This is a genomic window from Altererythrobacter sp. CAU 1778, from assembly GCF_054482795.1.
The window spans coordinates 237,928-261,288 of record NZ_JBTLRP010000002.1 but is presented as its reverse complement, the minus strand read 5'-3'; the positions used below and the strand labels follow the sequence as shown (position 1 = coordinate 261,288).

The 23,361-nt window shown below is 64.7% G+C and carries 26 protein-coding genes and 1 tRNA gene; 10 read left to right on the top strand and 17 right to left on the bottom strand.

Going from position 1 to position 23,361, the window contains the following annotated elements; genetic code table 11:
* Positions 1-31 precede the first annotated feature (31 nt).
* The 5 genes from ACXYN8_RS09320 to rplK form a co-directional block, all read right to left on the bottom strand.
* The gene (locus ACXYN8_RS09320) at positions 32-970 is read right to left on the bottom strand and encodes a hypothetical protein (RefSeq protein ID WP_458889154.1); all 939 of its coding nucleotides are present in this window, start codon (positions 968-970) and stop codon (positions 32-34) included.
* The gene (locus ACXYN8_RS09315) at positions 967-2,343 is read right to left on the bottom strand and encodes a glycosyltransferase family 2 protein (RefSeq protein ID WP_458889153.1); all 1,377 of its coding nucleotides are present in this window, start codon (positions 2,341-2,343) and stop codon (positions 967-969) included. The genes ACXYN8_RS09320 and ACXYN8_RS09315 overlap by 4 nt, the downstream gene beginning before the upstream one ends.
* Positions 2,344-2,527: 184 nt before the next feature.
* Positions 2,528-3,010, bottom strand: a complete 483-nt coding sequence (locus tag ACXYN8_RS09310; protein WP_458889152.1) for a hypothetical protein — start codon at positions 3,008-3,010, stop codon at positions 2,528-2,530.
* A gap of 140 nt (positions 3,011-3,150) precedes the next feature.
* Positions 3,151-3,843: a 50S ribosomal protein L1 gene (rplA, locus tag ACXYN8_RS09305; RefSeq protein WP_458889151.1), complete on the bottom strand. Its 693-nt coding sequence runs from the start codon at positions 3,841-3,843 to the stop codon at positions 3,151-3,153.
* A gap of 4 nt (positions 3,844-3,847) precedes the next feature.
* Positions 3,848-4,279, bottom strand: coding sequence for a 50S ribosomal protein L11 (rplK, locus tag ACXYN8_RS09300; RefSeq protein WP_458889150.1), 432 nt, complete (start codon positions 4,277-4,279; stop codon positions 3,848-3,850).
* A 212-nt stretch (positions 4,280-4,491) separates the two neighbouring features.
* Here rplK and ACXYN8_RS09295 point away from each other — a divergent pair, with 212 nt between their 5' ends.
* On the top strand, positions 4,492-5,451 hold the full coding sequence (locus ACXYN8_RS09295; RefSeq protein ID WP_458889149.1) for a polysaccharide deacetylase family protein: 960 nt from the start codon (positions 4,492-4,494) through the stop codon (positions 5,449-5,451).
* Positions 5,444-6,010 carry an arsenate reductase/protein-tyrosine-phosphatase family protein gene (locus ACXYN8_RS09290; protein WP_458889148.1) on the top strand — a complete coding sequence of 189 codons (567 nt, stop codon included), beginning with the start codon at positions 5,444-5,446 and terminating at the stop codon, positions 6,008-6,010. Before ACXYN8_RS09295 ends, ACXYN8_RS09290 begins: the two co-directional genes overlap by 8 nt.
* Here the strand turns inward: ACXYN8_RS09290 and ACXYN8_RS09285 are convergent.
* The 3 genes from ACXYN8_RS09285 to secE are packed head-to-tail and all read right to left on the bottom strand — an operon-like array spanning position 5,994 to position 7,973.
* Positions 5,994-7,160 carry a carboxylate--amine ligase gene (locus tag ACXYN8_RS09285; protein WP_458889147.1) on the bottom strand — a complete coding sequence of 389 codons (1,167 nt, stop codon included), beginning with the start codon at positions 7,158-7,160 and terminating at the stop codon, positions 5,994-5,996. The two genes, ACXYN8_RS09290 and ACXYN8_RS09285, sit on opposite strands and share 17 nt — an antisense overlap.
* A gap of 43 nt (positions 7,161-7,203) precedes the next feature.
* Positions 7,204-7,740: a transcription termination/antitermination protein NusG gene (gene nusG / locus ACXYN8_RS09280; protein WP_458889146.1), complete on the bottom strand. Its 537-nt coding sequence runs from the start codon at positions 7,738-7,740 to the stop codon at positions 7,204-7,206.
* A gap of 38 nt (positions 7,741-7,778) precedes the next feature.
* Positions 7,779-7,973: a preprotein translocase subunit SecE gene (secE, locus tag ACXYN8_RS09275; RefSeq protein ID WP_458889591.1), complete on the bottom strand. Its 195-nt coding sequence runs from the start codon at positions 7,971-7,973 to the stop codon at positions 7,779-7,781.
* Positions 7,974-8,249: 276 nt separating this feature from the next.
* On the opposite strand from secE, the gene ACXYN8_RS09270 reads away from it, so the two are divergent.
* Positions 8,250-9,773 carry an alanine/glycine:cation symporter family protein gene (locus ACXYN8_RS09270; protein WP_458889145.1) on the top strand — a complete coding sequence of 508 codons (1,524 nt, stop codon included), beginning with the start codon at positions 8,250-8,252 and terminating at the stop codon, positions 9,771-9,773.
* 86 nt (positions 9,774-9,859) lie between these two features.
* On the opposite strand, the gene ACXYN8_RS09265 is transcribed toward ACXYN8_RS09270, so the two are convergent.
* Entirely contained in the window at positions 9,860-10,006 is a 147-nt protein-coding gene (locus tag ACXYN8_RS09265) for a hypothetical protein (RefSeq protein ID WP_458889144.1), read from the bottom strand.
* Positions 10,007-10,103: 97 nt separating this feature from the next.
* A tRNA-Trp gene (locus tag ACXYN8_RS09260) sits at positions 10,104-10,179 on the bottom strand.
* 103 nt (positions 10,180-10,282) lie between these two features.
* On the opposite strand from ACXYN8_RS09260, the gene aat reads away from it, so the two are divergent.
* Positions 10,283-10,984: a leucyl/phenylalanyl-tRNA--protein transferase gene (gene aat, locus ACXYN8_RS09255; protein ID WP_458889143.1), complete on the top strand. Its 702-nt coding sequence runs from the start codon at positions 10,283-10,285 to the stop codon at positions 10,982-10,984.
* Here the strand turns inward: aat and ACXYN8_RS09250 are convergent.
* The 4 genes from ACXYN8_RS09250 to ACXYN8_RS09235 are packed head-to-tail and all read right to left on the bottom strand — an operon-like array spanning position 10,900 to position 12,812.
* On the bottom strand, positions 10,900-11,424 hold the full coding sequence (locus ACXYN8_RS09250; protein WP_458889142.1) for a DUF2155 domain-containing protein: 525 nt from the start codon (positions 11,422-11,424) through the stop codon (positions 10,900-10,902). The genes aat and ACXYN8_RS09250 overlap by 85 nt on opposite strands.
* 8 nt (positions 11,425-11,432) lie before the next feature.
* Positions 11,433-11,831, bottom strand: coding sequence for an NADH:ubiquinone oxidoreductase subunit NDUFA12 (locus ACXYN8_RS09245; protein WP_458889141.1), 399 nt, complete (start codon positions 11,829-11,831; stop codon positions 11,433-11,435).
* A gap of 43 nt (positions 11,832-11,874) precedes the next feature.
* A complete protein-coding gene (locus tag ACXYN8_RS09240) occupies positions 11,875-12,372 on the bottom strand; it encodes a DUF192 domain-containing protein (RefSeq protein WP_458889140.1) in 498 nt (165 codons plus the stop codon).
* Positions 12,372-12,812, bottom strand: coding sequence for a regulatory protein RecX (locus ACXYN8_RS09235; RefSeq protein WP_458889139.1), 441 nt, complete (start codon positions 12,810-12,812; stop codon positions 12,372-12,374). Before ACXYN8_RS09235 ends, ACXYN8_RS09240 begins: the two co-directional genes overlap by 1 nt.
* Positions 12,813-13,071: 259 nt before the next feature.
* On the opposite strand from ACXYN8_RS09235, the gene ACXYN8_RS09230 reads away from it, so the two are divergent.
* The gene (locus ACXYN8_RS09230) at positions 13,072-14,805 is read left to right on the top strand and encodes a fatty acyl-AMP ligase (RefSeq protein WP_458889138.1); all 1,734 of its coding nucleotides are present in this window, start codon (positions 13,072-13,074) and stop codon (positions 14,803-14,805) included.
* A gap of 3 nt (positions 14,806-14,808) precedes the next feature.
* Here the strand turns inward: ACXYN8_RS09230 and ACXYN8_RS09225 are convergent, their stop codons facing one another.
* On the bottom strand, positions 14,809-16,359 hold the full coding sequence (locus ACXYN8_RS09225) for a TIGR00341 family protein (RefSeq protein ID WP_458889137.1): 1,551 nt from the start codon (positions 16,357-16,359) through the stop codon (positions 14,809-14,811).
* A gap of 146 nt (positions 16,360-16,505) precedes the next feature.
* Here ACXYN8_RS09225 and ACXYN8_RS09220 point away from each other — a divergent pair, with 146 nt between their 5' ends.
* From ACXYN8_RS09220 to ACXYN8_RS09210, 3 genes are read left to right on the top strand one after another with little or no spacing between them, the layout of a single operon-like run.
* Entirely contained in the window at positions 16,506-17,714 is a 1,209-nt protein-coding gene (locus ACXYN8_RS09220) for a toxic anion resistance protein (RefSeq protein WP_458889136.1), read from the top strand.
* Entirely contained in the window at positions 17,714-18,505 is a 792-nt protein-coding gene (locus ACXYN8_RS09215; protein WP_458889135.1) for a hypothetical protein, read from the top strand. Before ACXYN8_RS09220 ends, ACXYN8_RS09215 begins: the two co-directional genes overlap by 1 nt.
* Positions 18,505-18,810 carry a polyhydroxyalkanoic acid system family protein gene (locus tag ACXYN8_RS09210; protein ID WP_458889134.1) on the top strand — a complete coding sequence of 102 codons (306 nt, stop codon included), beginning with the start codon at positions 18,505-18,507 and terminating at the stop codon, positions 18,808-18,810. The genes ACXYN8_RS09215 and ACXYN8_RS09210 overlap by 1 nt, the downstream gene beginning before the upstream one ends.
* Positions 18,811-18,825: 15 nt before the next feature.
* Here ACXYN8_RS09210 and ACXYN8_RS09205 read toward each other — a convergent pair whose 3' ends face one another.
* Together ACXYN8_RS09205 and ACXYN8_RS09200 are read right to left on the bottom strand one after the other, a co-directional pair.
* The gene (locus ACXYN8_RS09205) at positions 18,826-19,266 is read right to left on the bottom strand and encodes a DUF2721 domain-containing protein (RefSeq protein ID WP_458889133.1); all 441 of its coding nucleotides are present in this window, start codon (positions 19,264-19,266) and stop codon (positions 18,826-18,828) included.
* 45 nt (positions 19,267-19,311) lie between these two features.
* Positions 19,312-20,052, bottom strand: a complete 741-nt coding sequence (locus tag ACXYN8_RS09200; protein ID WP_458889132.1) for a TonB family protein — start codon at positions 20,050-20,052, stop codon at positions 19,312-19,314.
* A gap of 158 nt (positions 20,053-20,210) precedes the next feature.
* Between ACXYN8_RS09200 and ACXYN8_RS09195 the strand changes: the two genes are divergently transcribed.
* Complete coding sequence (locus ACXYN8_RS09195; RefSeq protein ID WP_458889131.1) at positions 20,211-20,600, top strand: response regulator; 390 nt, start codon at positions 20,211-20,213, stop codon at positions 20,598-20,600.
* The gene (locus ACXYN8_RS09190; RefSeq protein ID WP_458889130.1) at positions 20,590-23,358 is read left to right on the top strand and encodes an ATP-binding protein; all 2,769 of its coding nucleotides are present in this window, start codon (positions 20,590-20,592) and stop codon (positions 23,356-23,358) included. The genes ACXYN8_RS09195 and ACXYN8_RS09190 overlap by 11 nt, the downstream gene beginning before the upstream one ends.
* Positions 23,359-23,361: the final 3 nt, after the last annotated feature.

Sequence of the window (23,361 nt, the reverse complement as noted above, 5' to 3'; positions counted from 1 at the left end):
CGCGTCTTCGATTGGCACGATTTTCTTGCGGTCAGAACCGCCGGGTCACGCTCACCCTGCCCTGCAGATAGTCGTAGCCCGATCCGATCGCCGCATTGTCCGAAGGTGTGTCGGTGTAGGTCAGTTCTGCGCCGACGGACCAGTCGCGGTCGCCGCGCGGGCTTTCGACGCGCAGCTGTGCGAAGTTGCTCTGCGACCAGTCGCTGTCGGAATCGCGCTGGATGCCGATCCCGCCCGCGGCCTGCACCATCCACCCTTCGCCGATGAAGCGGCGGAGCTGCACCACCGGCAGCACCTGCGCGTAATAGCGCGGCGAGTAGTAATCGGCCTCGCGCGGCTCGCTCGAACGGAAATAGCGCCCGCGCAACTGCGCCGAGAGGCCCCATTCGGGCTTGACCACATGGACGTAGGTGCCCCGCAGGTGAACGCGCGAATTGTCGCCAGTGAAGTCCTGATACCCGGCGAGCAGGTTGAGGACGTTGCGATCGTCGAACGGAATGTCGATCGCTGCCCCGCCGAAGGTCGTGTAGATCGGCGTATCGTCCAGCCCCTGCGGGGTTTCAACGATGTCACGCTCGAGGAAAACTTCCTTGCGGTACTTCGCCTGGTCGTTGGCGGAAATCGAACCGATGACCGTGTGCATATCCGTGCCCACGCGGGCGCGCAGCTGCCAGTCGCCCACTTCCCGGCCGAGTTGCAGAAACACCCGTTCCCGCTCGTCCGTGTCCTGCCCCATCGGGGTGTACCAGGCCTTTTCCAGCCGCACGCCGATACGGTCGTTGTCGCCGCGATTGCGCAGGTCGAAATCGATGGCGGAGCGCAGCACTTCCGTGTCGTCGCTGTCGGTCGAAGCGAACACCTCCGCGCCGATCGCGGGTCGCGCAAACGGATCGTTCTGCGCCAGCGCCGGCGATGCCGCACACGCCAGCAGTCCGCTGGCCGCGAGCAGCGCGCGTCGTATTCTCTTCAATTCCACTGTTTCCTGCCTCCGGTGAGTTCGGCGAAATAGCCCCAGACGGACACCGGCTGCATCACGAGGGGGTAGACGAAGGCGAACAGGATGAAGCCCCACAGGCTTCGCTTCATGGCGATGTCCTGCCGCCGCAGCATCCGCATCTGGATGCGATAGATAACGAGGTTCCACAGCGCCGCGATCGGCAGCACGAGGAGGGTGATCGGCCCGGCAAGCCAGTAAACGCCGAGCAGCGCGAGGATGATACCGGGCAGGAAGGCCAGGGTGAACGCCAGGTCGATGCTGACGAACAGCAGGTTCCACCAGATGAACATGGTGGACAGCCGCCGCTTGACCAGCAGCTTGCCGTGCAGTGCCAGCGCCTCGATCATGCCGCGCGCCCAGCGCTTGCGCTGGCGCGCAAGGGCACCGAAGGTCACCGGCGCGCTGGTCCAGGCAATCGCATCCTCCGCGTGGCCGACACTCAGGCCTCGCTGGAGCATGTCCCAGGTCAGAACGATGTCCTCGCCCACCATGTCGGGCCAACCGCCTGCTTCGAGAAGCACCTGCTTGCGGTAGAGGCTGAAGGCTCCCTGCGCGACGAGCGTGCCGTCATACATGCCCTGCATCCGCTTCACCGCGGCGATGCCATGGAAATAATCCCACTGCTGCGCCTTGGTGATCCAGCTGTCGAAGGCATTGCCGACCAGCACCGTCCCGGCGATGGCGACCGTGGCAGGCGGGCTCGCCTCCAGACGCTCGACCATGGCGGTGATGCTGCCTTCCTGGAGCAGCGTGTCCGCATCGATGGTCACGATCAGGTCGTGGCTCGCCAGTTCCAGCCCGTGATTGAGCACTCGCGCCTTTCCGCTGTTGCGGTCGCGCCGGATCGGGCGCAGCGTCTTCAGCGGCTGGCCTTCGAACAGGTGAGCGCAGGCTTCGACAGCGGCGGTCGTATTGTCCTTCGACCCGTCGTCGAGCACGATGATCTCCAGCGGGCCGCGATACTGCAACTGGCTGAGCGAGACGAGCGTGTCCCCGATCAGCTCTTCCTCGTTATAGGCGGCGACGAGGACGCTGATCGCCGGCCAGTGCGCGGGCGTGCGGCGCTGCGCGTCGGGACGCAGGATCAGGCTCATCAGCAGAAACGCATTCATGAAGCCCGGCACGTAGGCGATGAATGTCAGCACGAAGAGCGCGACGAGCGGATGCGTCAGGTCGCCAAGGTCCGACAGCCACGGCATCGACAGCCAGATGCTGAACACCATCCAGAACAGGGCAAACAGCAGCGCGATGACGAAGCGGCGACGCTGGCGCCGCTCGCGTTTCGTCCAGTAGCTCTCGGGCACCGGTTCGCCGTCTGGCGCGGTGGCGATGGCGTGGGCAGTCATGCAACCGCTCCGTGCTTAACAGGCCGGTAAGGATAGTTGGCAGGATGGTGGTAGGATCGAGGGAGCACAGCGGCAGCCGAAGGGGCGCCAAGTGCAAGAAACCATTCTCGATAGATCGATCGATGCTTTGATTGTCGCGGGAATTTTCTGCGCGAAGGCGCTGATGGCGCTCGGGCTGTGCGAATCATTTTTGTGAAGGCTCGCCCCGCGCAGGCTCCTGCCGCGCAAGTTCGGTCGGTTGCTCGTCGCCTTCCGTCGCTGTCCGCAAGTCTTCCTTGACCGTAGCGATCAGTTCCCGGCCTTCGGCGCGGGTGCTCACCATCACTTCCTTGAGATTGGGCGGAGGTGCGATCCGGTCCTGTTCGGTGGCGATGTCGAGAGAGCTCCACATACCGCCGACCAGCGCGACCGCGCCAAGCGAGGCGGCCAGCGCAAGGCCGAACACCGCCAGCGGACGCGTGTTACCGTAGCGATAGGCTTCGTCACCAGCACCTTGCTGGGGCGCCAGGTCGGAGAATGATGGCGTGTCGGTGGATGCGGTGCCGTCGGCCCGCGCGTTCGGTGACGTAAGAATGGTGTGACCCTTGTTAACCTTGCCCCGCAGTAACGCTTTGGCCCCGTATCCGGATGCGCGCTGCCTTAAGCTCAGAAGTGCTTCGTCGCGCAAATGCCACGGCTCGCGGATACGCAGGCTGAACGGCTGGCACGATTCGCGCTGAATCTGCCGGCCTTATGTTTCGTGCGCATGAAAAAGGCCGACGGTTTCCCGCCGGCCCTTTTGCAACAATTCGGCTAACCGTTCGGCGGTCAGGCGCCTTCGACTTCGCTCAGGTCCACCTTCAGGCCGGGGCCCATGGTGCTGGTCAGCGAGATCTTGCGGACATACTTGCCCTTCGCGCCGGTCGGCTTCGCCTTCACGATCGCGTCGGTCAGCGCCTTGAAGTTGGCTTTCAGATCTTCGTCCTTGAAGCTCATCTTGCCGATGCCGGAGTGGATGATGCCCATCTTCTCGACGCGGAATTCGACCTGGCCGCCCTTGGCGTCCTTCACGGCCTGTTCCACGTTCGGAGTGACGGTGCCGAGCTTCGGGTTCGGCATCAGGCCCTTGGGGCCGAGAACCTTACCGAGACGGCCGACGACACCCATCATGTCGGGAGTCGCGATCACACGGTCGTAATCGAGATTGCCGGCCTGCATGTCTTCCATCAGGTCTTCGGCACCGACCTTGTCGGCCCCGGCGGCAGTCGCCTTTTCGGCATTGTCGCCACGCGCGAACACGGCGACCTTCACATCCTTGCCGGTGCCGCTGGGTAGCGAAACCATGCCGCGGACCATCTGGTCGGCGTGGCGCGGATCGACGCCGAGGTTCATTGCGACTTCGATCGTCTCGTCGAACTTCGCCTTGTGCTCACGCAGCGTGGCGAGTGCTTCGTCCACGGTGTAGAGCTTCTCTGCGTCGAGAGCCAAAACCGTCTTCTGCTTCTTGGTCTGCTTGGCCATCGTCTCAGCCCTCCACCACTTCGATGCCCATCGAGCGGGCGCTACCGGCGATTATCTTGACCGCCTGGTCGATATCGTTGGCGTTAAGATCGGCCATCTTCGTTTCCGCGATCTCGGCCAGCTGGCTGGTCTTGATCGAACCGATGATGTTCTTGCCCGGTTCCTTCGAGCCCGACTTGATCTTCATCGCCTTCTTGATGAGGAAGCTCGCCGGCGGCGACTTCGTAACGAAGGTGAAGCTGCGGTCCGCGTAAACGGTGATCTTGGTCGGGATCGGGGCGTTCTTTTCCAGGTCCTGCGTTGCGGCGTTGAACGCCTTGCAGAATTCCATGATGTTCACGCCGCGCTGACCCAGCGCCGGGCCGATCGGGGGGGACGGATTGGCGGCGCCCGCGGGCACCTGCAGATTGATGTAACCGTCGATTTTCTTGGCCATCAGAGGCCTCCTTTCGCACTGTCGCCTGCCTCTCTCGAAACAGGCTCATGGTAAGCGGTCGAGCGGCTGCGAAGCGCTGCCTCCCGCGTGGATTTCCGTCACTGTCGTTCGGGAAGGTTGCGCCTTTAGCGAAATGCCACGCTTTTGCAAGGGTGGACGGGTGCCATGCTTAACGCAATTTTCAGGCGAATGCGGCAGGCTATAGCGCGCACATGACCGATACCGCCGTCATCATATCCATCGACACCGAATATTCCTCGGGCGCCTATACCGCGGGGCATGGGCGCAGCGCGGACGCCGCGTGGAACCTCGCGCTAGGCTGCGGCAGCGCAGAGGGCGTGGGCATAGCGCACCAGATTGCGCTGATGGACAGGGCGGGCATTCGCGGCACCTTCTTCGTCGATCCGATGCCCGCGCTGGTCTGGGGTCAAGGCGCGATCGACCGCGTGGTGGAGCCGATCCTGCGGGCCGGTCATGACGTGCAGTTGCATTGCCACACGGAGTGGCTGGCACTGGCGCCCGGAAACGGCCTCAGCGAGGCGACGGGACGCAATATCAAGGACTTTCCGCTGGCCGACCAACAGCGCATCCTCGCTTACGGTATCGCGCGGCTGGAGGCGGCAGGCGCACCGCGGCCGGTTGCTTTCCGGGCAGGCAATTACGGCGCGAACGATGACACCTTGCGGGCGCTCGCGGCGCTCGGTGTTGCCTACGACAGCAGCTTTCCCGCCGGGTTGGCCTGCGATTGCGACATCTCCGCTGATCCCGGTGACGTGCGTCCGCACTACCGCGAGGGCGTGATCGAGGTGCCCATCGCCGCAATCGCCGCCAGCGGCGGGATGCGCCATGCTCAGGTCACCAGCGTTTCGGCGGACGAGATGGTGGCGGGCATCCGCCACGCCGCCGCGCACGAATGGCCTGCTTTCGTCATGGTGAGCCACAGTTTCGAACTGTTCGACCGCAAGCGCATGAAGCCGAACCAAATCGTCGCGCGCCGCTTTGCCGCTCTTTGCGACGCTATCGCGAAAATCGACGGGATCAATCCGCGCGCCGGTTTCGCCGATGTCACGGTCGAGGAAGGGATTGCCCCCCTCCCCCTGCTGCCCGAAGCGAAGACCCGCACCATGCGGCGTTATGCCGAACAGGCGCTGTCGAACGTGCTTTATGGCTGAAAACCCGCTCGACGCGCGTTTCGGCACCTGGCGCGGTCTCGCGCGGTTGGGCCTGGCATGGCCGCAAATGGTCTTCGCCGGGGACACGCTGCCGCGCTACGACCGGCAGGGAGTGACGCGGCTCGTTTTCGTGTGCCACGGCAACATCTGCCGCAGCGCCTATGGCGATATGCTGGCCCGCAAGCTCGGCGCGAATTCGGTGTCGTTCGGGCTGTCGACTGCGACGGGCAAGCCGGCGCATCCCCCGATTGCCGAACTCGGCGCCGCACGCGGGCTGGACGTCGATAACCATCGAACCAGCCAGCCGCAGGACATCGCGCCGCTGCCGGGCGATTTGCTGCTGGCGATGGAGATGCGTCACGCGACGGCCCTGAAAAAACACGCAATCTGGGGCGACACACCGCGCACCTTGCTCGGCCTCTATACCCGCCCGCCGGTACCGCATTTGCACGACCCCTACAAGCTATCGCCCGCTTACATGGCCCGCTGCGTGGAGCGGATAGAGCAAGCCGTGGCAGGCCTCATTGCTGCCCACCCCAATGTCATGCGCGGCGAGTGAGATTCCGCAGGTCCGCCCAAAGCGGGGCAGGATCGCTCCATCTCCAGACGTAATAACGGACCCGCGGATCGAGAAAGCGGGCAAGGAAGCGCCCGGTAAAGCCCAGTTTGGCCCCCACGCTGCCGTGACCCGTCCAGACATCGCGCAAATTCTTCATTTCGGGCGCCATGTACCGCGCCGCGCGCTGCGGATAGGCGGGCTGCACCATGGCCTTTCCGTCACCGAAAGCGTGGCGCCAACTCTCCCAGCCAAATTGCACCCCTGCCGCGCTGGCGAGCGGCAGGCTGCCCCAGAAGCGCCCGTTGATCTCCATCAGTACGCTGCGCCCGGTCGCGGGATCGTGGCGGAACTCGACCATCGCAGGACCGGTCCAGCGCAGCTTGCCCAGCAGCGCTTCCGACTGCGCCCGCAACTCCGCGTGTTCGTTCAGCGGCACCGCTTCGCACAGGCTGGAGACACCGCCCGACAGCGGCCATTCGCGTAGACGGCGATGCTGGAACCGCAGGGTGATTTCTCCGTCCATGGCATGGAACATTTGCCCGAGACCGTAGCCCGGCGCGTATTCCTGCACGATCGGATAGACGCCTACGCCATCGAACCTGGCCAGATATTCGGTCAGCGCCGCGCGGTCGTGGCAGTAGATCACCTTGTCGAGCGAAAGGCCCGCTGCCTCCAGCGTCGCGCTCACGCTGAGCGGATCGCTCCATTTCGCGACCAGCGGAAAACGCGCGTCCTCTGCCAGCCATGAAAGGTCGGAGCCGGTCGGCTGCCAGCTACGCGGCACCTCCAGCCCGACTTCTTCCGCCAATCCCAGCAGCGCTTGCTTGTCGAGCACCAGCCGCATCTGCCCCGGCAGCGGCGCGGCGATCAGGAGCGGCGATCCCGCCTGCAGCAGCTCCGCCAGCGCCAGCACGTCCGCCTCCCCGATTGCCATGACCTTGTCGATGCCTTCGCGCCTGGCCAGATCCTCCAGCCAGTCCGCCACGGCACCTGACGGTCGCAGGATAGGCTTTCCCGCATATCGGCTGGCGCAAAGGAAGGAATCCGCCCGGCGCACGATCGGCCGCACCGCGACGCCATGCGCGCCCAGCTCGCGAATTACCGCGAGCGAGATCGGGCTTTCGGAACACAGGAGAGCAGTGTCGGTCATTGCCGCCGACACCTAGGCAAACGGGCCGGCTGCCGCCAGCCGCTTACTTGACCAGTTCGACCTGTTCGAAGTCGAGTTCGACCGGCGTCGCGCGGCCGAAGATCGAGACCGAAACCTTGACCTTGTTCTTGTCGAAATCGAGTTCCTCGACCTCGCCGTTGAAGCTGGCGAAGGGGCCTTCCAGCACCTTGACCTGATCGCCGATTTCATAATCGACGGTGATCTCGCGCTTGGGCGCGCTGGCAGCTTCCTCGACGGCACCGAAGTAACGCTGCGCGTCACGTTCGCTGATCGCCTGCGGCTTGCCGTTGGGGCCGAGGAAGCCGGTCACCTTCGGCGTGTTCTTGACGAGGTGATAGACGTCGTCGTTGAGGTTCAGCTTGGCAAGGACATAGCCGGGCATCGTCTTGCGCTCGACCTGGACCTTCTTGCCGCGCTTCACTTCGGTGATGGTTTCGGACGGGACCTCGACCTCTTCGACGCCTTCCGACAGGCCGAGGCGTTCCGCCTCGCTCAGAATGGCGTCGCGCACCTTGTTTTCGAAACCGGAATAGGCGTGGATGATGTACCAGCGAGCCATGAGAGTGTCCGTCGTCCTTGAAAAGTAAGCGTTCGGGTTCAGACCAGCGTCAGCAGACTGCCGACCACCCAGCCGAACAGCGAATCGACGCCGAGGAAAAACAGCGAAAGGATCAGCACCAGAATGCCAACGAAGATCGCGGTGCGAACCGTTTCTTCGCGCGTCGGCCACACCACCTTGGATGCTTCCGAACGCACCTGGCGAATGAACTCTCCGGGGCTGACCTTGGCCATTGATCGATCCTGCACTGCCGCGCCGGTTCCGGCGCATGAATATCCCGCCTTCAGGGAAGGGCTCATCGCCGCCCCGGTGCATTTCCGGGAGGGCTGGTAGAGTTTCCTATGTCGGAAGACGGCTGCGCATTTAGGCCGGACGGGCGGCAAAAGCAAGGGATGGCCAGCGAAGTCCTGACCGATGCTCCATCGTGCCCGATTGCCTCTTTCCATGACCCCCCTGCGGCTCTAGCGTGCGCGCTTTATTTCGAGGGTACGCATGAGGGGAAATTCTTGATGGCAGCCAGCCAACCGGCAACGCTGGACGAGCGCCTGCTCGGCCCCGTCACCAATGTGGCGGATTTTATCTGGGGCGGTACGTGGAACGGGGAGTCCGTGCTCCCCTTCCCCCCGCTCGCCATAGTTTTGCTGGGCGCGGGGCTGTGGTTCATGATCGGCCTGAGGGCCTATCCGATCACGAATCTCGTCCCCGCGGTCAAAAACCTGTTCGCCGGGCGCAAGGGCAGCGGCGCGGGCGAGATTTCCCCGTTCGCGGCGCTTTCGACCGCGCTGTCGGGGCAGGTCGGCACGGGTAACCTCGCCGGGGTCGCCACCGCGATCGCGCTGGGCGGTCCGGGTGCGATCTTCTGGATGTGGGTCACAGCGCTGTTCGGCATGGCGCTGGCCTTTGCCGAAGGCGCGCTGGCGATCCGCTATCGCGAAACGACCAGCGAAGGCACCTATCGCGGCGGCCCGATGAGCTACATCATGATGGGCCTCGGCCCCAAGTGGACCTGGCTTGCAATCGCCTTCTGCGTCGGCACGCTGATCTCCGGCCTCGTCACCGGCAACGCCATTCAGGCGAACGCCGTGGCGGACGGGCTCAACGAACTGTTCGGAATAGAGGAATGGCTCGGCGGGCTGATCGTCGCGATCCTCGTCTTCGTGGTCATCATCGGCGGCATCAAGTCGATCGGCAATGTCGCGGAAAAGGTCGTGCCCTTCATGGCCGCTGCCTACATCCTGATGGCGGTGCTCGCGATCCTGCTGAACATCGGCGACATACCCGAAACCTTCAGCCGCATCTTCGGCGGTGCGTTCAATGCACAGTCGGCCAGCGGCGGTTTCGTCGGTGCGGCGGTGATCCTCGCGATCCGCGCCGGTGTGGCGCGCGGGCTGTTCTCCAACGAGGCGGGACAGGGTTCGACCCCGATCGCTCACGCAGTGGCGCAGACCGACGATCCGCAGTTCCAGGGACGTATGGCGATGCTGGGCACGTTCATCGACACCATCGTGATCTGCACCATGACTGCGCTGGTCATCCTGACGGTGGAAGGCAACTTCACGCATAACGGCGCTCCGGTGCTGCACGCATGGCAGTCCGATCTCGATGGCTTCGCGGTCACGAGCGGTGCCTTTGCCGCGGCCTTCCCGGTCGAGGTCGGCTCGGTCCCGCTCGGCACGCTGGTCGCCAGCATCGCGCTATTGCTGTTCGTCTTCACGACCCTGCTGACGTGGAGCTATTACGGCGAGCGCGCGATTACCTTCATCTACGACCGCTTCCCCGGTTCGAACCTGAAGGGCGAGAAGGTGCTGCACATGGCGTGGCGCGTCTTGTGGTGCGTCGGCATCTTCATCGGTGCGACACGGGAAAGCGATCTCATCTGGCGCATGGGCGACATCGCCAACGCGCTGATGGTGGCCCCGAACCTGCTCGCGCTGCTCCTGCTGTCGGGCGTGGTCTTCGCGCTTGCTCGCGGAGAAAAGACGGCGGGCAGGACCTTCACCGCGAAAACGCCGGAAGAGCCGGAGGAATACTGACCTCCCGCCCTTGCACCGCGCAAACAAACGGGCGCCGGGATCATCTCCCGGCGCCCGTTTTGTTTGTCAGCTTGCCGAAGGGGCGATCAGCGGCCGAAGAGACGCTCCAGAAACGAGGGCGCGTGCATCGGCTGGATCGGCCCGTGCTTCGCGCGGCGCATGTTCGGATCGTTATAAGGGCGCGGCATGGTCCAGCCGTCGGGCTTGGTGCTGCGGAAACTCAGGCTGCTCATGGCGTCTACTCCTTGTCCAACCTCGATTGGTCTTTGGAAGAGAACACCCTGTCGCCCGCGCGGTTCCCGCGCCCGCTTTCCGCCGATGTCGGAAAAATGGCAGGGGTGACAGGATTCGAACCCGTGGCCCTCGGTTTTGGAGACCGATGCTCTACCAGCTGAGCTACACCCCTGCAGCCGGAAGCGGGCGTCTAATCGCTCGCTTTCGTCTTGGCAAGCATCTGGCAAAGCACATGGCTGCTTACGCAATCGCATCGCGGTGCTAGAGCGCAGGCCATGCACGCGCCGACCCCGCAGGTCATTCCGCCCGACATGCTGCTGCTGGCCTATCGCAGCGGCATTTTCCCGATGGCCGATTCGCGCGACGATCCGGAAATCTTCTGGGTCGAGCCGCGGATGCGCGCGATCCTGCCGCTTGATGGGATGCAGGTGTCGCGCTCGCTGGCGAAGACCATCCGGACGGACAGGTTTCGGGTGACCTGCAACCTCGCCTTCGCCGATGTGGTTGACGCTTGCGCCGCCCCGCGCCGCGACCATCCCGAAAGCTGGATCAGCGAACGGATCGCAGCAAGCTACCGTCAGTTGCACGCGGCGGGCCATGCCCATTCGATCGAATGCTGGGATGGCGATTCGCTGGTCGGCGGACTTTATGGCGTCGGCTTCGACCGGGTGTTCTGCGGGGAAAGCATGTTCAGCCACGCCAGCAACGCATCGAAAGTCGCGCTCGCTTGGCTGGTGGCGCTGCTGAACCGAGCGGGGGCGGAGTTGCTGGATTGCCAGTTCATAACCAGCCACCTCGCCTCGCTCGGCGCGGTGGAGATACCGCAGGCGGAATATCTGAAATTGCTGGGCAGCGCGACCGGCGGGACGGCGAAAGCCGATCTGCCTTCCGCCTATTCCTCGCTGCTTTCGGAATCCGCGACCGGCTCCTCTTCGTCCGGGAAGCTCATTGCGCAATCCTTCACCCAGACGTCGTAGATCGGGTGCTCGACGACGTTGATTGAGGGGTTGTTTTTGAACAGCCAGCCAGAGAAGACCTTGGCCCACGCGAGATCGGCCTGCGCGGACTGGCGCTGCTCGACGAAGACCTGAACGAAGGCGCCCGTTTCCGGGGGATTTTCCCACGGAGCGGTGCGTTCGCAACTGGCCAGGCGGATGATGACATTGCCCGCCCGCTTCGATTCGCCGGGCTTTATCTCGATGTCCTGAGAGATGTTGTTGCGCTTGTTCAGCAGGCCGATCGTCGCGACGCGTTCCGCCAGCGGTGTGCCGACCCCGTTATCGCCGCCCCTGGGCACCGCGACCGGCGCGGAGAACTGTTCGGGAACCTCGGTTTCGACCGGCTCCGGCGGCGGAGGCTCTTGCGAGCAGGCCGCCAGCGCACCGGCCAGCAGCATCGGGGCAACCAGAAAGCGCACTGCGCGGGTCAGCCTTCCGGCGTCCAGGCTTCGTAATCGCCCGTCGCGCGGGCACGCTTGCCACCCATTTCCAGCGCGCCGGCCGGGCGATAGGCGTCGCTCGTGCCGGTAGCGTTAGGAGTGTAATCGGTTTCCCAGATGCGCGCTGGCGGCAGGTCGCTTTCGGGCAGTTCCTCGCCCGCACCGTGCAGCCAGCCGTGCCATTCGCTCGGCACCCGGCTCGCGTCGTTCGCACCTTCGTAGATCACCCAGCGCCGCTCGCGCCCGTCGGGCGTCTTTTCCTTGCTGCGGTAGTACGTATTGCCCTGCGCGTCGGTGCCGACTTTCTCGCCGTTGCGCGCGGACCACAGCATGGTGCCGATGGTCGCGCCATCCCACCAGGTGAAGATCTTGGAGAATATACCCATGGCCGTGCGCGTTAGCTTGCCGCCCGCCCGCCCGCAAGCGTGCTCACCACGCCACCAGCGCGCCGGGTTCCAGCCCGAGTTCCGCCGCGCGACCGCCCGGCAGTTCGAGCACCGCCATGGCGGGCGCCAGCGAGACGCGGGTCTGGAGCGAATAGGGCTCCGCATTGGCGACGGTGTTGATGATCCGCTTGTCCGGCCCGATGAAGATGATGTCGAGCGGGATGACCGTGTTCTTCATCCAGAATCCGCGGATTTCCGCATTGTCGTAGGGGAACAGCATCCCTTCGTTCGGGCCGAGTTCGCGGCGGAACATCAGGCCCTGCCGCTGCTCCTCTTCGCTGCGGGCCAGTTCTACCGTGAAATTGTGCGTCTTTCCGCCCTGCGTGATTTTCAGCGGCGCGAGCGGCAGCCCTGATTCCGGATGAACGGACGCGGTGGCGGCCTGTTGCGGCGCATTGCTCGTCCCGGTCCCTTCTCCGGGCTGGGCAGTGCAAGCGAGCAGCAGCGTCGCACTCAGCGCGGTCAATGTCGCGCGAATCATCACATTTCTCCTTCATCGACCCAGGCGAGCGCCGCAGCCTCGCCCTCGCACGCCATTACCGCGCGAACATGATCGAAGGAATGGCCCGCGCGCAGCAATGCGGCAATCTGTTTCTCGCGCCGGTCGCGGTCCACTTCTTGGGTGGCGAAGGGGCCGAAGCGGCGCTTCTTTGCCAGCGCGACCACCGCCTGCCGCGCTTCGAGGTCGCTTGGCGCGACGCTTTCGCGCAGGGGCTCGTCGATACCGTCATGGTGGAGGGTCTGTGAGATACGCCGCTTGCCGTATCCACGCCGTAGCAAGCTTCCCGACTTGGCGCGGGCGTAGGCTTCGTCGTCGATGTAGCCCAGTTCGACGAAACGCTCCGCAATGCCTTCGACGTCCGGCGGGCTTTCTCCGTCCCAACCGCGCTCGCGCAATTTGCGCGCGAGATACGTCCGCAATTTGGCAGAGGTGGTGGCATATCGCGCGACGTATCGGGTCGACAGATCGTAAAGGCTTGATTTCGTTAGGGGCGGAACCGGGCGGCGTTCCCTGGGGGGTCTATTTCGGGCAGACATCGGCCATATTCGTGCCACAGTCCTACCCGAATGGGAAAGGCTACGTTAGGTATGAACCGCTGAAACATCGCCTCATGCTGTGTTCACGCTATCCTTGGCCAAGATGTCAGCCAGGAAAAGAACACGACGGGTCCCGGAAAATATGAACGAAACGACGCCGATTCCGACACCGAACGACTGCACGCTGGAGCGGCGGTTTTCGGACTTCGCGACCTTTGGTGACGCGCTCGATTACGCGGCCACGGGATCGCGCGGGCTGAATTTTCACGATCCGCGCGGCAATCTGGCCCGCGCCTATCCCTTTGCCGAGCTGCGCGAGGATTCGCTGGCGATGGCACGGCGGCTGGCGGGCCTTGGCATCGCGCCGGGCGACCGTGTCGCCCTGATCGCGGAAACCGGCGCCCAGTTTGCCGCGCTGTTCTGCGGCGCCATCTATGCCGGCGCATGGCCTGTCCCGCTGCCGCTGCCGACCAGCTTCGGCGGGCGCGACAACTATATCGAACAGATCGCGGTGCAGCTCGCCAGCTCCGACCCGCAGATCCTGCTCTTCCCCGAAGAGATAGCCGAGATGGCAGGCGCCGCCGCCGACCGGCAGGGCTGCCGCGGCATGAGCTTCGAGGATGCAGAGAAGCTGGAGGAATCCAGCGATCCGCTGCCGCAGAACATGCCCGACGACATCTGCTATTTGCAATATTCCTCCGGCTCGACACGCTTCCCGCATGGTGTCGCAGTGACCCACGAAGCGCTGCTGTCGAACCTCGCCGCGCACGGGCATGGCATGGAATTGCAGCCGAGCGACCGCTGCATCAGCTGGTTGCCGTGGTATCACGACATGGGCCTTGTCGGCTGCCTGCTGTCGCCCATCGCGAACCAGGTTTCGACCGACTATCTCAAGACCGAGGATTTCGCGCGCCGTCCGCTTGCATGGCTCGACATGATCAGCCGCAACGCGGGCACGACGCTCAGCTATTCGCCGACTTTCGGCTACGACATCTGCGCGCGCCGCATCTCCAGCCAGAGCCACGTGGGCGACCGCTTCGACCTGTCGCGCTGGCGCGTCGCGGGCAATGGCGCCGACATGATCCGGCCCGACGTGATGCAGGGCTTCGTCAACGCCTTTGCCGATGCTGGCTTCCACGCCAGCGCCTTCCTGCCGAGCTACGGCCTTGCCGAAGCGACGCTGGCCGTCACCATCATGCCGCCGGGCGAAGGCATCCGCGTGGAGCTGGTCGAGGAAGAGCGCCTGTCGGGTCGCCCGCGCGACATCAGCCGCCCTGCCCGCTACCGCGCGATCGTGAATTGCGGCAAGCCGGTGCGCGACATGGAAGTCGAAATCCGCGGTGAAGGCGACGGTCCGCTGGCGGATCACCACATCGGCAAGGTCTGGTGCCGCGGCCCCAGCGTCATGCACTCCTATTTCCGCGACCCCGAAGCGACGGACGAATGCCTGGTCAACGGTTGGCTCGACACAGGCGACATGGGCTACATGGCGAACGGATATTTGTTCATCGTGGGCCGCGCCAAGGACATGATCATCATCAACGGCAAAAACCACTGGCCGCAGGATATCGAGTGGGCGGTGGAACAATTGCCGGGCTTCAACCACGGCGACATCGCTGCCTTTTCCATCGAGATGGAAAACGGCGAGGAAGCGCCTGCCGTGCTGGTCCATTGCCGCGTGTCGGAGGAGGCAAAGCGCCTCGAACTGCGCGACCAAATCCGCGAGCGGGTCCGCTCGGTCACCGGCATGAACTGCGTCGTGGAACTCGTGCCTCCGCGCAGCCTGCCGCGCACGTCGTCGGGCAAGCTCAGCCGCGCGAAGGCGAAGAAGCTCTACCTCGCGGGCGAGATCGAGCCGTTCCAGATCGCGGCCTGATGCCTATTGCTCCGGCGCCGCCCAGCGGGCGGTGACCGGGCCGGTTCCGTTGCCGCGCGTTTCCGTCCGTACGTTCAGTCCACGCTGGCCGAGCAGTTCGGCAATTGCAGCGACATTGTCCGCTCCGCCGATCAGCACGACAGGCGCGCCGACGCGCTTGCCCGCCCATTCGATCAGGCCAAGCGCCGCGACCCCGGCATCGTCCGGCCCATCCGCGTCGAAACTGACTTGCGGTAGCGTGCGTGCGGGCGGCCGCAGTTCGACGGTCCATTCCGGCTCCGTCGCGGAAATACGGTTTTCGAGGTCGCGATAGGCGATCAGCGTTGCCCCATCGAGCGGGCGGGCCGTCACCAGCGCCCGGCGCTTCTGCCGATCGACCAGCACGTCGCTTTCGTCCACGCCAGCCACGATCGCCAGACGGGCGGCCAGTTCGTCGGCACGGGCGGCGCTCGCCTGTTCCTGTGCGCGGGCGGTGGCGACCTCCGCCTGCTCGGCGGCCTGTGCGGCGGTTCCGACCTGATATTGCGTCAGCGCGACATCGATGGGCCGCTCCATTCGCTGGCTCAGCCGGCGCTCGGTTACCTGCTCCGCATTGGCGCTCAATTGCGGGGTCAGCACGGTCGCCTCGACCACGATCGGGTCGGTTTCCCAGTTGAAGGCAATGTCGGACAGGCGCGAGCTGTCATCGAACGGCGCCATCACTTCCTGCCGGATGACGCGCTGCGCCTGCGTTTCCCACGCGATCTGGCGCAGCGAGATGAACAGCGGAATGGCGAGCCCGATGAAGGCGACGACGATGACGATATATTGCAGCGCCGTGTTGCGTTCCGACAGGCTGGTGCGGAAACCGTAAAGCCGGGCCATTATCGCGGCGGTCAGCGCGATGGTCATGAGGTTGGTGAAATAGAGCAGCAGCGCGCCCCAGAAGACCGTGCCGTTCGCCGTGGCGAGGCCGAAGCCGACCACGGCCAGCGGCGGCATCAGGGCGGTGGCAATGGCAACGCCCACCACAGTGCCTTCACGCCCGCGGATCATCGCGTAAGCACCGGCGATGGCGGAAAAAAGTGCCACGAACAGGTCGAACAGATTGGGGCGGATGCGCGCGGCGATTTCCGGCGTGATCGTCTGGATCGGGGACATGAAGACGATTGCCGCGCAAAACAGAACGGACAGAAGCGTACCGACCGCAAGCGATTTCGCGCTCTGCTTGGTCCAGCCGAAATCGCCCACTGCCAGCCCGAAGCCCAGGCCGATGATGGGGTCCATGAGCGGCGAGAGGAGCATGGCCCCGATCACTACTGCTGGCGAGGACAGCAGCAGGCCGAGCATCGCGATGCCGGCGGACATTGCAAGCATCAGCAGGTAACGCGAGGAAATTGAGCATTCCGCGCGCCGCTTCTCGATCACCGCCGACTGGTCGACCGTACCGACGACGGACGTGCGCCACCACGCGAGCCAGCTGGCGAGCACATGGCTGAAAGAATTGTCCGCCGGCGGGGCTGTATCGGGCGCGGGCGGCGTATTGGCCGCGGTCATTTCCGGTGTGCTTGCCATGCTGTCCCTCTCTTAGTCGGACGCCATACGCAATTCGCGCTCGCGGACAAACCCGCAGTGACGTAAACTGGTCATCCTTGAAGAACGTGTTATAGCTTACTAATACAGTGAGAGACACGACCACACCCTTGCGAACGGGACGATCCATGGCCGAAACCAAGACTGCGACCGAAACCGAACTGGAACTTACGCCGCCCGATCCGGTGCCGCAGGTCACGCCGGAACGGGCCGTCGGGCTGGTCCCCGTGGACGAGGAAAAGAAGTCCAAGCTGGAAGAGAAGGTCGATACCTTCGTCGCCGATCTGGTGGCGCATGACGCGAATTCGCCTGAATTCGGGCAGAAGGTCGACCAGATCACCAACATGGGCCGCAAGGAAATCATGGCGGCGGCGCAGCAGTCCAACCGCTTCCTCGATCGCCCGGTGCGCGCGATGGACAAGGACGAAGGCGTTGGCGCCAATCTTGCCGAACTGCGCCGCGTGGTGGAGGAACTCGACCCCGGCAAGCGGGGCAAGTTGTCCGGCACGCGCAAGTTCCTCGGAATCATCCCCTACGGCAACAAGCTGACCAGCTACTTCCGTAGCTACCAGAGCGCGCAGGGACACATTCAGGGCATCCTCGGCAACCTTGCGAGCGGCAAGGACGAATTGCTGATGGACAACGCCGCCATCGACGTCGAACGGCGCAAGCTGTGGGAAGCGATGGGCAATCTGGAACAGATGATCCACATTTCCAGGACGCTCGACACAAGGCTGGAGGAAAAGGCGGCCGAACTCGACGCGACCGACCCGGCGAAGGCCAAGGCGATTCGCGAGACGGCGCTGTTCTACGTCCGCCAGCGCACGCAGGACCTGCTCACCCAGATGGCGGTCAGCGTACAGGGCTATCTCGCACTCGATCTGGTCAAGAAGAACAATGTCGAACTGGTAAAAGGCGTCGACCGCGCCAGCACCACCACGGTCGGCGCGCTGCGCACCGCGGTGACGGTGAGCGAGGCGATGACCAACCAGCGCCTCGTCCTCGGCCAGATTACCGCGCTGAACGAAACGACCGCGGGCATCATCGATTCTACCGGCACATTGTTGCGCGAGCAGACCGGCAAGATCCACGAGCAGGCCGCGTCGAGCACCATTCCGCTCGAAACGCTGCAACGCGCCTTCCAGAACATCTACGACACGATGGACGAGGTCGACGAATTCAAGGTTCGTGCGCTCGACAGCATGAAGCAGACGGTCGACGCGCTTTCGAGCGAGGTCGAGAAGTCGAAGGGCTATATCGCGCGCGCCGAAGGTCAGGCGCAGGCGAGCAAGGAAGTCGCCTCGCGCGGTCCATCGCTGCTCGAGCTGGAGGGTTGATGGCCGACAGCACGCACAGCAGCGACCAGATCATCCGCGCGGCAAAGGGCTCGCTGCAGGTCCAGCAGGCGGGCGGGCGGCGCAGCGGTTCGATCGGTCGCGGCTCGGCCCAATTGAAGCGCCAGCATCTCAAGAAGAAATTCGGGCGGATCGTGCTGGCGCTGGCTGGCATCTGGATGGCCGCATCCATCACCGGTGCAGTGATCGACGGTCTCGGCTTCACCGGGCTGATGACCGCGATTTTCGTGACGGTGGCGGCGGTGTATCTGCTCGGCAAGTATCCCAGGCTGAAAACGCCCAAGCGCGCCGATCTGAAAACCGAGGACGTGCGGGCGCTCGTCGGCAAGACCGAACTGTGGCTGGAACATCAGCGCAGCGCCCTGCCCGCGCCCATCGCGAAAATCCTGACCACGATCGGCGCCCAGCTCGACGAACTTGGGCTGCAACTCGAAGAGGTCGATCAGCAGCACCCGACCGCGCGCCAGATCCGCAAGCTGGTGGGCGAGGATCTGCCCGAGATGATCGAAGGCTATCGCCGCATCCCGCAACACTTGCGGCATGAGGAACGCGCCGGGTCGACGCCCGCGCGCCAGCTGGAGGAAGGCCTCGGCCACATCAGCCGCGAGGTCGATTCGATAACGCGGCAACTGGCCGAAGGCTCGCTCGACGAACTCGCGATCCGCACGCGCTATCTCGATTACAAATACGGGTCGGCCATGGGTGACGCGGGCGACAGCGGCGTGCCCCTGCCCGATTTCGAGGCGGAAAAGGCCGCGAGGAGCAAGGCCTGATGCGCGTCGCCATTCCCCACCAGCTTAGTCGCGAAGAAGTGCGGCGCCGCATCCGCGGGGGCAGCCACCAGATCGCGGATTTCATTCCCGGCGGCTTTGCCGAGGTGCATACCGGCTGGCAGGGCGAAGACCGTATGACGCTCGCCGTCGGCGCGATGGGCCAGAGCATCACCGGCCATATCGACATCGAGGACGATCAGGTCGTCTTCGTGGTGGAACTGCCGCCCGCCCTGTCCTTCGTCGAACCGATCGTTGCCAGCGCGATCCGCGACAAGGGCCAGAAGATGCTCTCCGCGCCGGAATAGCAAACCTCAAGCGGACTAGAGCTTGCGTTCAAGTTCCAGATATTGCCGTGGGATCCTCAGCGCGGCCGAGGCGATCCGCGTTTCGCGCAGGAACAGAACCAGCGCGAACATCAGCAGCGCGATCGCGAGGATGAACGTCGAGGCCACCACGGGCTGTAGCTCCAGCCCGGCGAATTCCTCGACGAACAGCAGCACCACGGTCAGTCCGATGCTGAGGCCGCTCATCACCATGACGAAGATCGCCCGACCGATCAGCGCGATGCGCTTGTCGAGCAAGCGGATCTGGCGAACGACCACGTCGTGCTCGACGCCGGTCGTGTCGCCGTGCGTGTCCTGCAATTTGCGCGCCCGGTCCACAACGCGGCCAAGCCGGGTCGAAAGCAGGTTCATGATATTGCCGATGGCGACCAGCACGAACACCGGCGCGAGGGCAAGCTGAATGGTCTGGGCTATCATCCCGAGTGCTTTATCCGGCGGACCGGAAACGGTCCAGCGCTCACGTCAGAACCACTTCTGCCGCCAGTAGAAGGGCGCGGCCACGGGCTCGCCCTGCGCATTGGTGGCCGGGCGGAAGCGCAGCCGGCTTTCGACGAGATCGCAGGTGATGCGATCCGCCTCTGCATCGGGGCTGGGCTGGTAGACCCGGCAGTTGCGAGCGCGGCCATCGGCACCCACGGTGACCTGCACGATGACTTCGGTGCCGCGCCGCGCCTGCCGCCCGCCGGGCGGAACGGGATAGTCGCGCGCGTTTTCGATCTGGCCGGAGATATGAACTGGCTTGGTGACCGGGACGAGGCCGCCCTGCCCGTCCCCGCTGCGTCCGCTGCCGGTACCCTCTCCTTCGCCGCCAGCCCCCGTGCCTGCGCCTGTTTCGCCAGCCCCGGAGCGACTCTCCTCGCCATCGGACCTGGCGCGCGGCACGGGCTTGGGATTGAGCTTTACCGGCGGTTCGGGGGCCATCACCTCCTTCGGCTTGGCCTGCGGGCCTTCGGGCGCCGCAGCGCCTTCGTCGGGCTTCGGCTCCGGCTCCGGCGTGACTTCCGGTTCGGGATCTTCAGGTGCGGTGATCTGAACCGTGACGAGCGAACCGACGTTCTCGATGGCTTCCGCCGTCCAGTCCGGCGCGAAGGCCGCTGCAAGGCCGAACAGGGCCGCGATATGCGCCCCTGCAATCAGTAGGAGCATCGCCCATCGGGGCTTGCGTCGTGCGGAGCCGTAGCCGCTCTCGATCGTCCGGGACATCGCACCACCATAATCACCGATGCACCGTTTTGCGAGAGCCATGGCGGATCGGCCGCTTCCCGCAGTGATTCTACGCAATCGCCCCTAAGCGCCTGCAACGGCCCGATTTACCTCCCCCGCCTATCCCGGAGCCAGGTCGACACAATCGAAGGTGGGTCATGTTCATTCTGCTGGCGGACGACGATTACCTGTTTGGCTTACGTCTTCGCGAAATGCTCGCAGCGGCGGGGCACTGCGTCACCATCGTGCACGACGGCTTCGAACTGGAGAGGAAATCGCGGCAGGTGAGGCCGGATGCGGTGCTGCTCGACATCGCCATGCCTCGGCGTGGCGGGCTCGAAGCATTGCGCTCGATCCGCGAGGACGGTGGGCTGGCCGATGTGCCGGTGATTGCGATCACCGCCCGGCGCGATACCGCCCTGCTCGATTGCGCGCTCTCCAGCGGCGTTCATGCCGTACTCTCCAAGCCGATCGACGACGAGCAGCTGCGGCAGGCAATTGCCGGACTCGCGCCTCGGCCCTGCATGGAGTGGTCCGATGCCGCCTGAGTGGTCGCTCTCGGGAAAGAGCGGCCTTGCCTTCCTGCGCCTGCTCGCGCTCGCCATCGTCCCCGGAGTGGTCTTTGGCCTGATCGCCTATGCCAGCATCGAGTTGTCGTGCGGTGACGGCAGGATTGCGGCGGTGTGGCTCCCCAACGCGCTGGCCATCGCCGTCCTTCTGCGCGTCGATCTGCGGCCGCTTCCGGCGGTGTTTGCATCGATGTGGTTCGGCAATCTAGCGGCCGATCTGATGGTCGGCGATTCATTGTGGAAGGCGATGGGCCTTTCTACCGCCAACAGCTGCGGAATCGCCGTGATGCTCATGCTGACGCGGCGGCTGTGCGGGCCGCGGCCCGACATGGTGAACCTGCAGGACATCATGCGCTTCTGTGCTGTCGGGGGGATTGCGGCCCCCGCCCTGTCGGCAACGATTGCAACTCTGGTCATCGCACCTCCGCTGGCGGAGCTGCCCTTCGTCTGGGGTCAATGGGCGCTGACCGATGCGTTGAGTGTGGTGATCGTGGCCCCGGCGCTGATGATATTCATCGACGCCTTCAGGAACCGCCGCCGCCCCGCCCGAAGAGATATTCTGGAATGGGGCGCCATCACCTTTTTCGGCACCTCGCTGACGTTCTACGTCTTCCTGCAGAGCCAGTTTCCCTTCCTGTTCCTGATCGCGCCGGTCATCATGCTGCACGCCTTCCGCCTCGGCAGCCTCGGCACGGCCTTTTCGATAACGAAGGTCGCCGTGATCGCGGTAATCTGCACGTGGCTGGGACGCGGTCCGATCCAGCTGGCGGTTGCGGGCATGACCGGCCATATGCTCGTGCTGCAACTGTTCCTCGCCAGTTGCTTTCTCGTCAGCCTTCCGGTGGCCGCCTCCCTGCAATGCACCAAGAAGATGCTGCGGCAGATCCGCGAGCAGAAGCAGGACTACGCGCTGCTGGCGGAGAACATGGCCGACGCAGTGCTGCGCTATCTCCCCGACGGCACCTTCCTCTACGCATCGCCATCCGTGCGCGATGTGCTCGGCGCGTCGAGCGACGAGCTGGTCGGCTCGAACTCGCTCATCCGAGCCCACCCCGAAGCACGGGAAACCTTGCGGCAAGTGACCCGGCGCCTCGGGAGCGGCGAAACCGAGAACGAGCGCTTCACCTACCGCCGTCTGCGGGACGACGCGAATGGCGAGGCCGTATATATCGAAGCGTTCTGTCGGCTCGTTCGATCGCCAGATGGTGCGCCGGAAACGATTATCGTGTCTGCGCGCGACGTTACCCACCGGCTGGCGCTCGAAAAGGAACTGGTCCGGGCCCGCCGCCATGCCGAGGCGGCTGCCGAAGCGAAGAGCGAATTCCTCGCCAATATGTCGCACGAGATTCGCACGCCCATGAATGGCGTGCTCGGTTTCGCCGAACTGCTTGCCCGTTCGGATCTTACGCCGGAACAGCGCCACCAGACCGACCTCATCACGCAGAGCGGCCGCTCCATGATGCGACTGCTCAACGACATTCTCGACATATCCAAGATCGAGGCCGGGCAGATCGTCGTTGCCAACGAGGCGGTGAACCTGCGCCAGCTGCTGTCTCACTGCCTGCGCCTCCATTCCGCGAACGCGCAGGAGAAAGGCGTCACCATGCGAGAGGATTTCGCGATCGACCTGCCCGTCGCTGTCTGCACCGATCCGCAGCGCATCCGGCAGATCGTGCTGAACCTGGTCGGCAATGCAGTGAAGTTTACCGACAGCGGCGAGGTCGTGCTGCGTGCGGGCGTGGACGGCGAAACGCTCGTAATCGCCGTGGAGGACAGCGGCATCGGCATCGCGCCAGAGCGGATGAAGGCCATTTTCAACCCGTTCGTGCAGGCCAACGGTACCACCTCGCGCAAATATGGCGGAACTGGACTGGGCCTCGCAATTTCGCGCAAGCTTGCCGGGCTTCTCGGCGGGGAGCTCGACGCCGTGAGCGTGGAGGGACGCGGATCGCGGTTTGTCCTGCGCGTGCCATTGGTGAAAGCCGACGCGCTGGAGCCTGCCGAACGGCATTCCGAGGATGGCGCGGCATCCTGCGTCAACCTCCCGCCCGCTCGGATCCTTCTGGCAGAGGACGTCGACATCAACCGCCTGCTGGTCGGCGCCATGCTCGAACAATGCGGCCAGCGCGCCACGGAAGCGCACGACGGCAACCAGGCCGTGCGGATGGTCCGGGAAGCGGAGGCCAAAGGCGAGCCCTTCGACCTCGTGCTGATGGACATCCAGATGCCCGAATGCGACGGCTACGAAGCCGCCCGCCGCATCCGCGCGGCGGGTATCGGGCCCGACAAGCTCCCCATCATGGCCCTCACCGCCAATGCTTATGAAGCCGACATCCAGCTCGCGCGCGACGCAGGGATGCAGGGCCATCTTGCCAAGCCGCTGCGCCTGCGCAGCCTGGCGGGCGAACTGAACCGCTGGCTTGGGCAGCCAAATCCGGCTGGAACGCCAGCATCGACCGGGCAGCAGGCCAGCGCGCCCGCCGCGCTTCATGCGATGTGGGAAGAACGCCGCAAAACCGCACTGGAAGCCGTGGCCGCTATCTTGCGCTCGCCTACGCCGAGTGCGGAGGAAACCGAACAGCTGGCGCGCCAGGTTCACAAGATCGCCGGTACGGCGGGCGTGTTCGGCGAGAACGCGCTGGGCGAGAGCGCGGCCCAGCTCGAATGCGCATTGCGCGGGGTGGACGCCAGCTGTTCGGTGGAGGACGCCGCGCGCGCCATGCTCGCCGCCGCTTGACGC

What these genes read in the sequence shown, in the direction of transcription:
- rplA (WP_458889151.1), bottom strand. Translation starts at nt 3,843, where the DNA reads ATGGCCAAGCAGACCAAGAAGCAGAAGACGGTTTTGGCTCTCGACGCA.
- ACXYN8_RS09230 (WP_458889138.1), top strand. Translation starts at nt 13,072, where the DNA reads ATGAACGAAACGACGCCGATTCCGACACCGAACGACTGCACGCTGGAG.
- aat (WP_458889143.1), top strand. Translation starts at nt 10,283, where the DNA reads ATGCACGCGCCGACCCCGCAGGTCATTCCGCCCGACATGCTGCTGCTG.
- ACXYN8_RS09210 (WP_458889134.1), top strand. Translation starts at nt 18,505, where the DNA reads ATGCGCGTCGCCATTCCCCACCAGCTTAGTCGCGAAGAAGTGCGGCGC.
- ACXYN8_RS09240 (WP_458889140.1), bottom strand. Translation starts at nt 12,372, where the DNA reads ATGATTCGCGCGACATTGACCGCGCTGAGTGCGACGCTGCTGCTCGCT.
- ACXYN8_RS09220 (WP_458889136.1), top strand. Translation starts at nt 16,506, where the DNA reads ATGGCCGAAACCAAGACTGCGACCGAAACCGAACTGGAACTTACGCCG.
- nusG (WP_458889146.1), bottom strand. Translation starts at nt 7,740, where the DNA reads ATGGCTCGCTGGTACATCATCCACGCCTATTCCGGTTTCGAAAACAAG.
- rplK (WP_458889150.1), bottom strand. Translation starts at nt 4,279, where the DNA reads ATGGCCAAGAAAATCGACGGTTACATCAATCTGCAGGTGCCCGCGGGC.
- ACXYN8_RS09190 (WP_458889130.1), top strand. Translation starts at nt 20,590, where the DNA reads ATGCCGCCTGAGTGGTCGCTCTCGGGAAAGAGCGGCCTTGCCTTCCTG.
- ACXYN8_RS09290 (WP_458889148.1), top strand. Translation starts at nt 5,444, where the DNA reads ATGGCTGAAAACCCGCTCGACGCGCGTTTCGGCACCTGGCGCGGTCTC.
- ACXYN8_RS09270 (WP_458889145.1), top strand. Translation starts at nt 8,250, where the DNA reads ATGGCAGCCAGCCAACCGGCAACGCTGGACGAGCGCCTGCTCGGCCCC.
- ACXYN8_RS09200 (WP_458889132.1), bottom strand. Translation starts at nt 20,052, where the DNA reads ATGTCCCGGACGATCGAGAGCGGCTACGGCTCCGCACGACGCAAGCCC.
- ACXYN8_RS09195 (WP_458889131.1), top strand. Translation starts at nt 20,211, where the DNA reads ATGTTCATTCTGCTGGCGGACGACGATTACCTGTTTGGCTTACGTCTT.
- ACXYN8_RS09295 (WP_458889149.1), top strand. Translation starts at nt 4,492, where the DNA reads ATGACCGATACCGCCGTCATCATATCCATCGACACCGAATATTCCTCG.
- ACXYN8_RS09225 (WP_458889137.1), bottom strand. Translation starts at nt 16,359, where the DNA reads ATGGCAAGCACACCGGAAATGACCGCGGCCAATACGCCGCCCGCGCCC.
- ACXYN8_RS09315 (WP_458889153.1), bottom strand. Translation starts at nt 2,343, where the DNA reads ATGACTGCCCACGCCATCGCCACCGCGCCAGACGGCGAACCGGTGCCC.
- ACXYN8_RS09245 (WP_458889141.1), bottom strand. Translation starts at nt 11,831, where the DNA reads ATGGGTATATTCTCCAAGATCTTCACCTGGTGGGATGGCGCGACCATC.
- ACXYN8_RS09285 (WP_458889147.1), bottom strand. Translation starts at nt 7,160, where the DNA reads ATGACCGACACTGCTCTCCTGTGTTCCGAAAGCCCGATCTCGCTCGCG.
- secE (WP_458889591.1), bottom strand. Translation starts at nt 7,973, where the DNA reads ATGGCCAAGGTCAGCCCCGGAGAGTTCATTCGCCAGGTGCGTTCGGAA.
- ACXYN8_RS09205 (WP_458889133.1), bottom strand. Translation starts at nt 19,266, where the DNA reads ATGATAGCCCAGACCATTCAGCTTGCCCTCGCGCCGGTGTTCGTGCTG.
- ACXYN8_RS09265 (WP_458889144.1), bottom strand. Translation starts at nt 10,006, where the DNA reads ATGAGCAGCCTGAGTTTCCGCAGCACCAAGCCCGACGGCTGGACCATG.
- ACXYN8_RS09215 (WP_458889135.1), top strand. Translation starts at nt 17,714, where the DNA reads ATGGCCGACAGCACGCACAGCAGCGACCAGATCATCCGCGCGGCAAAG.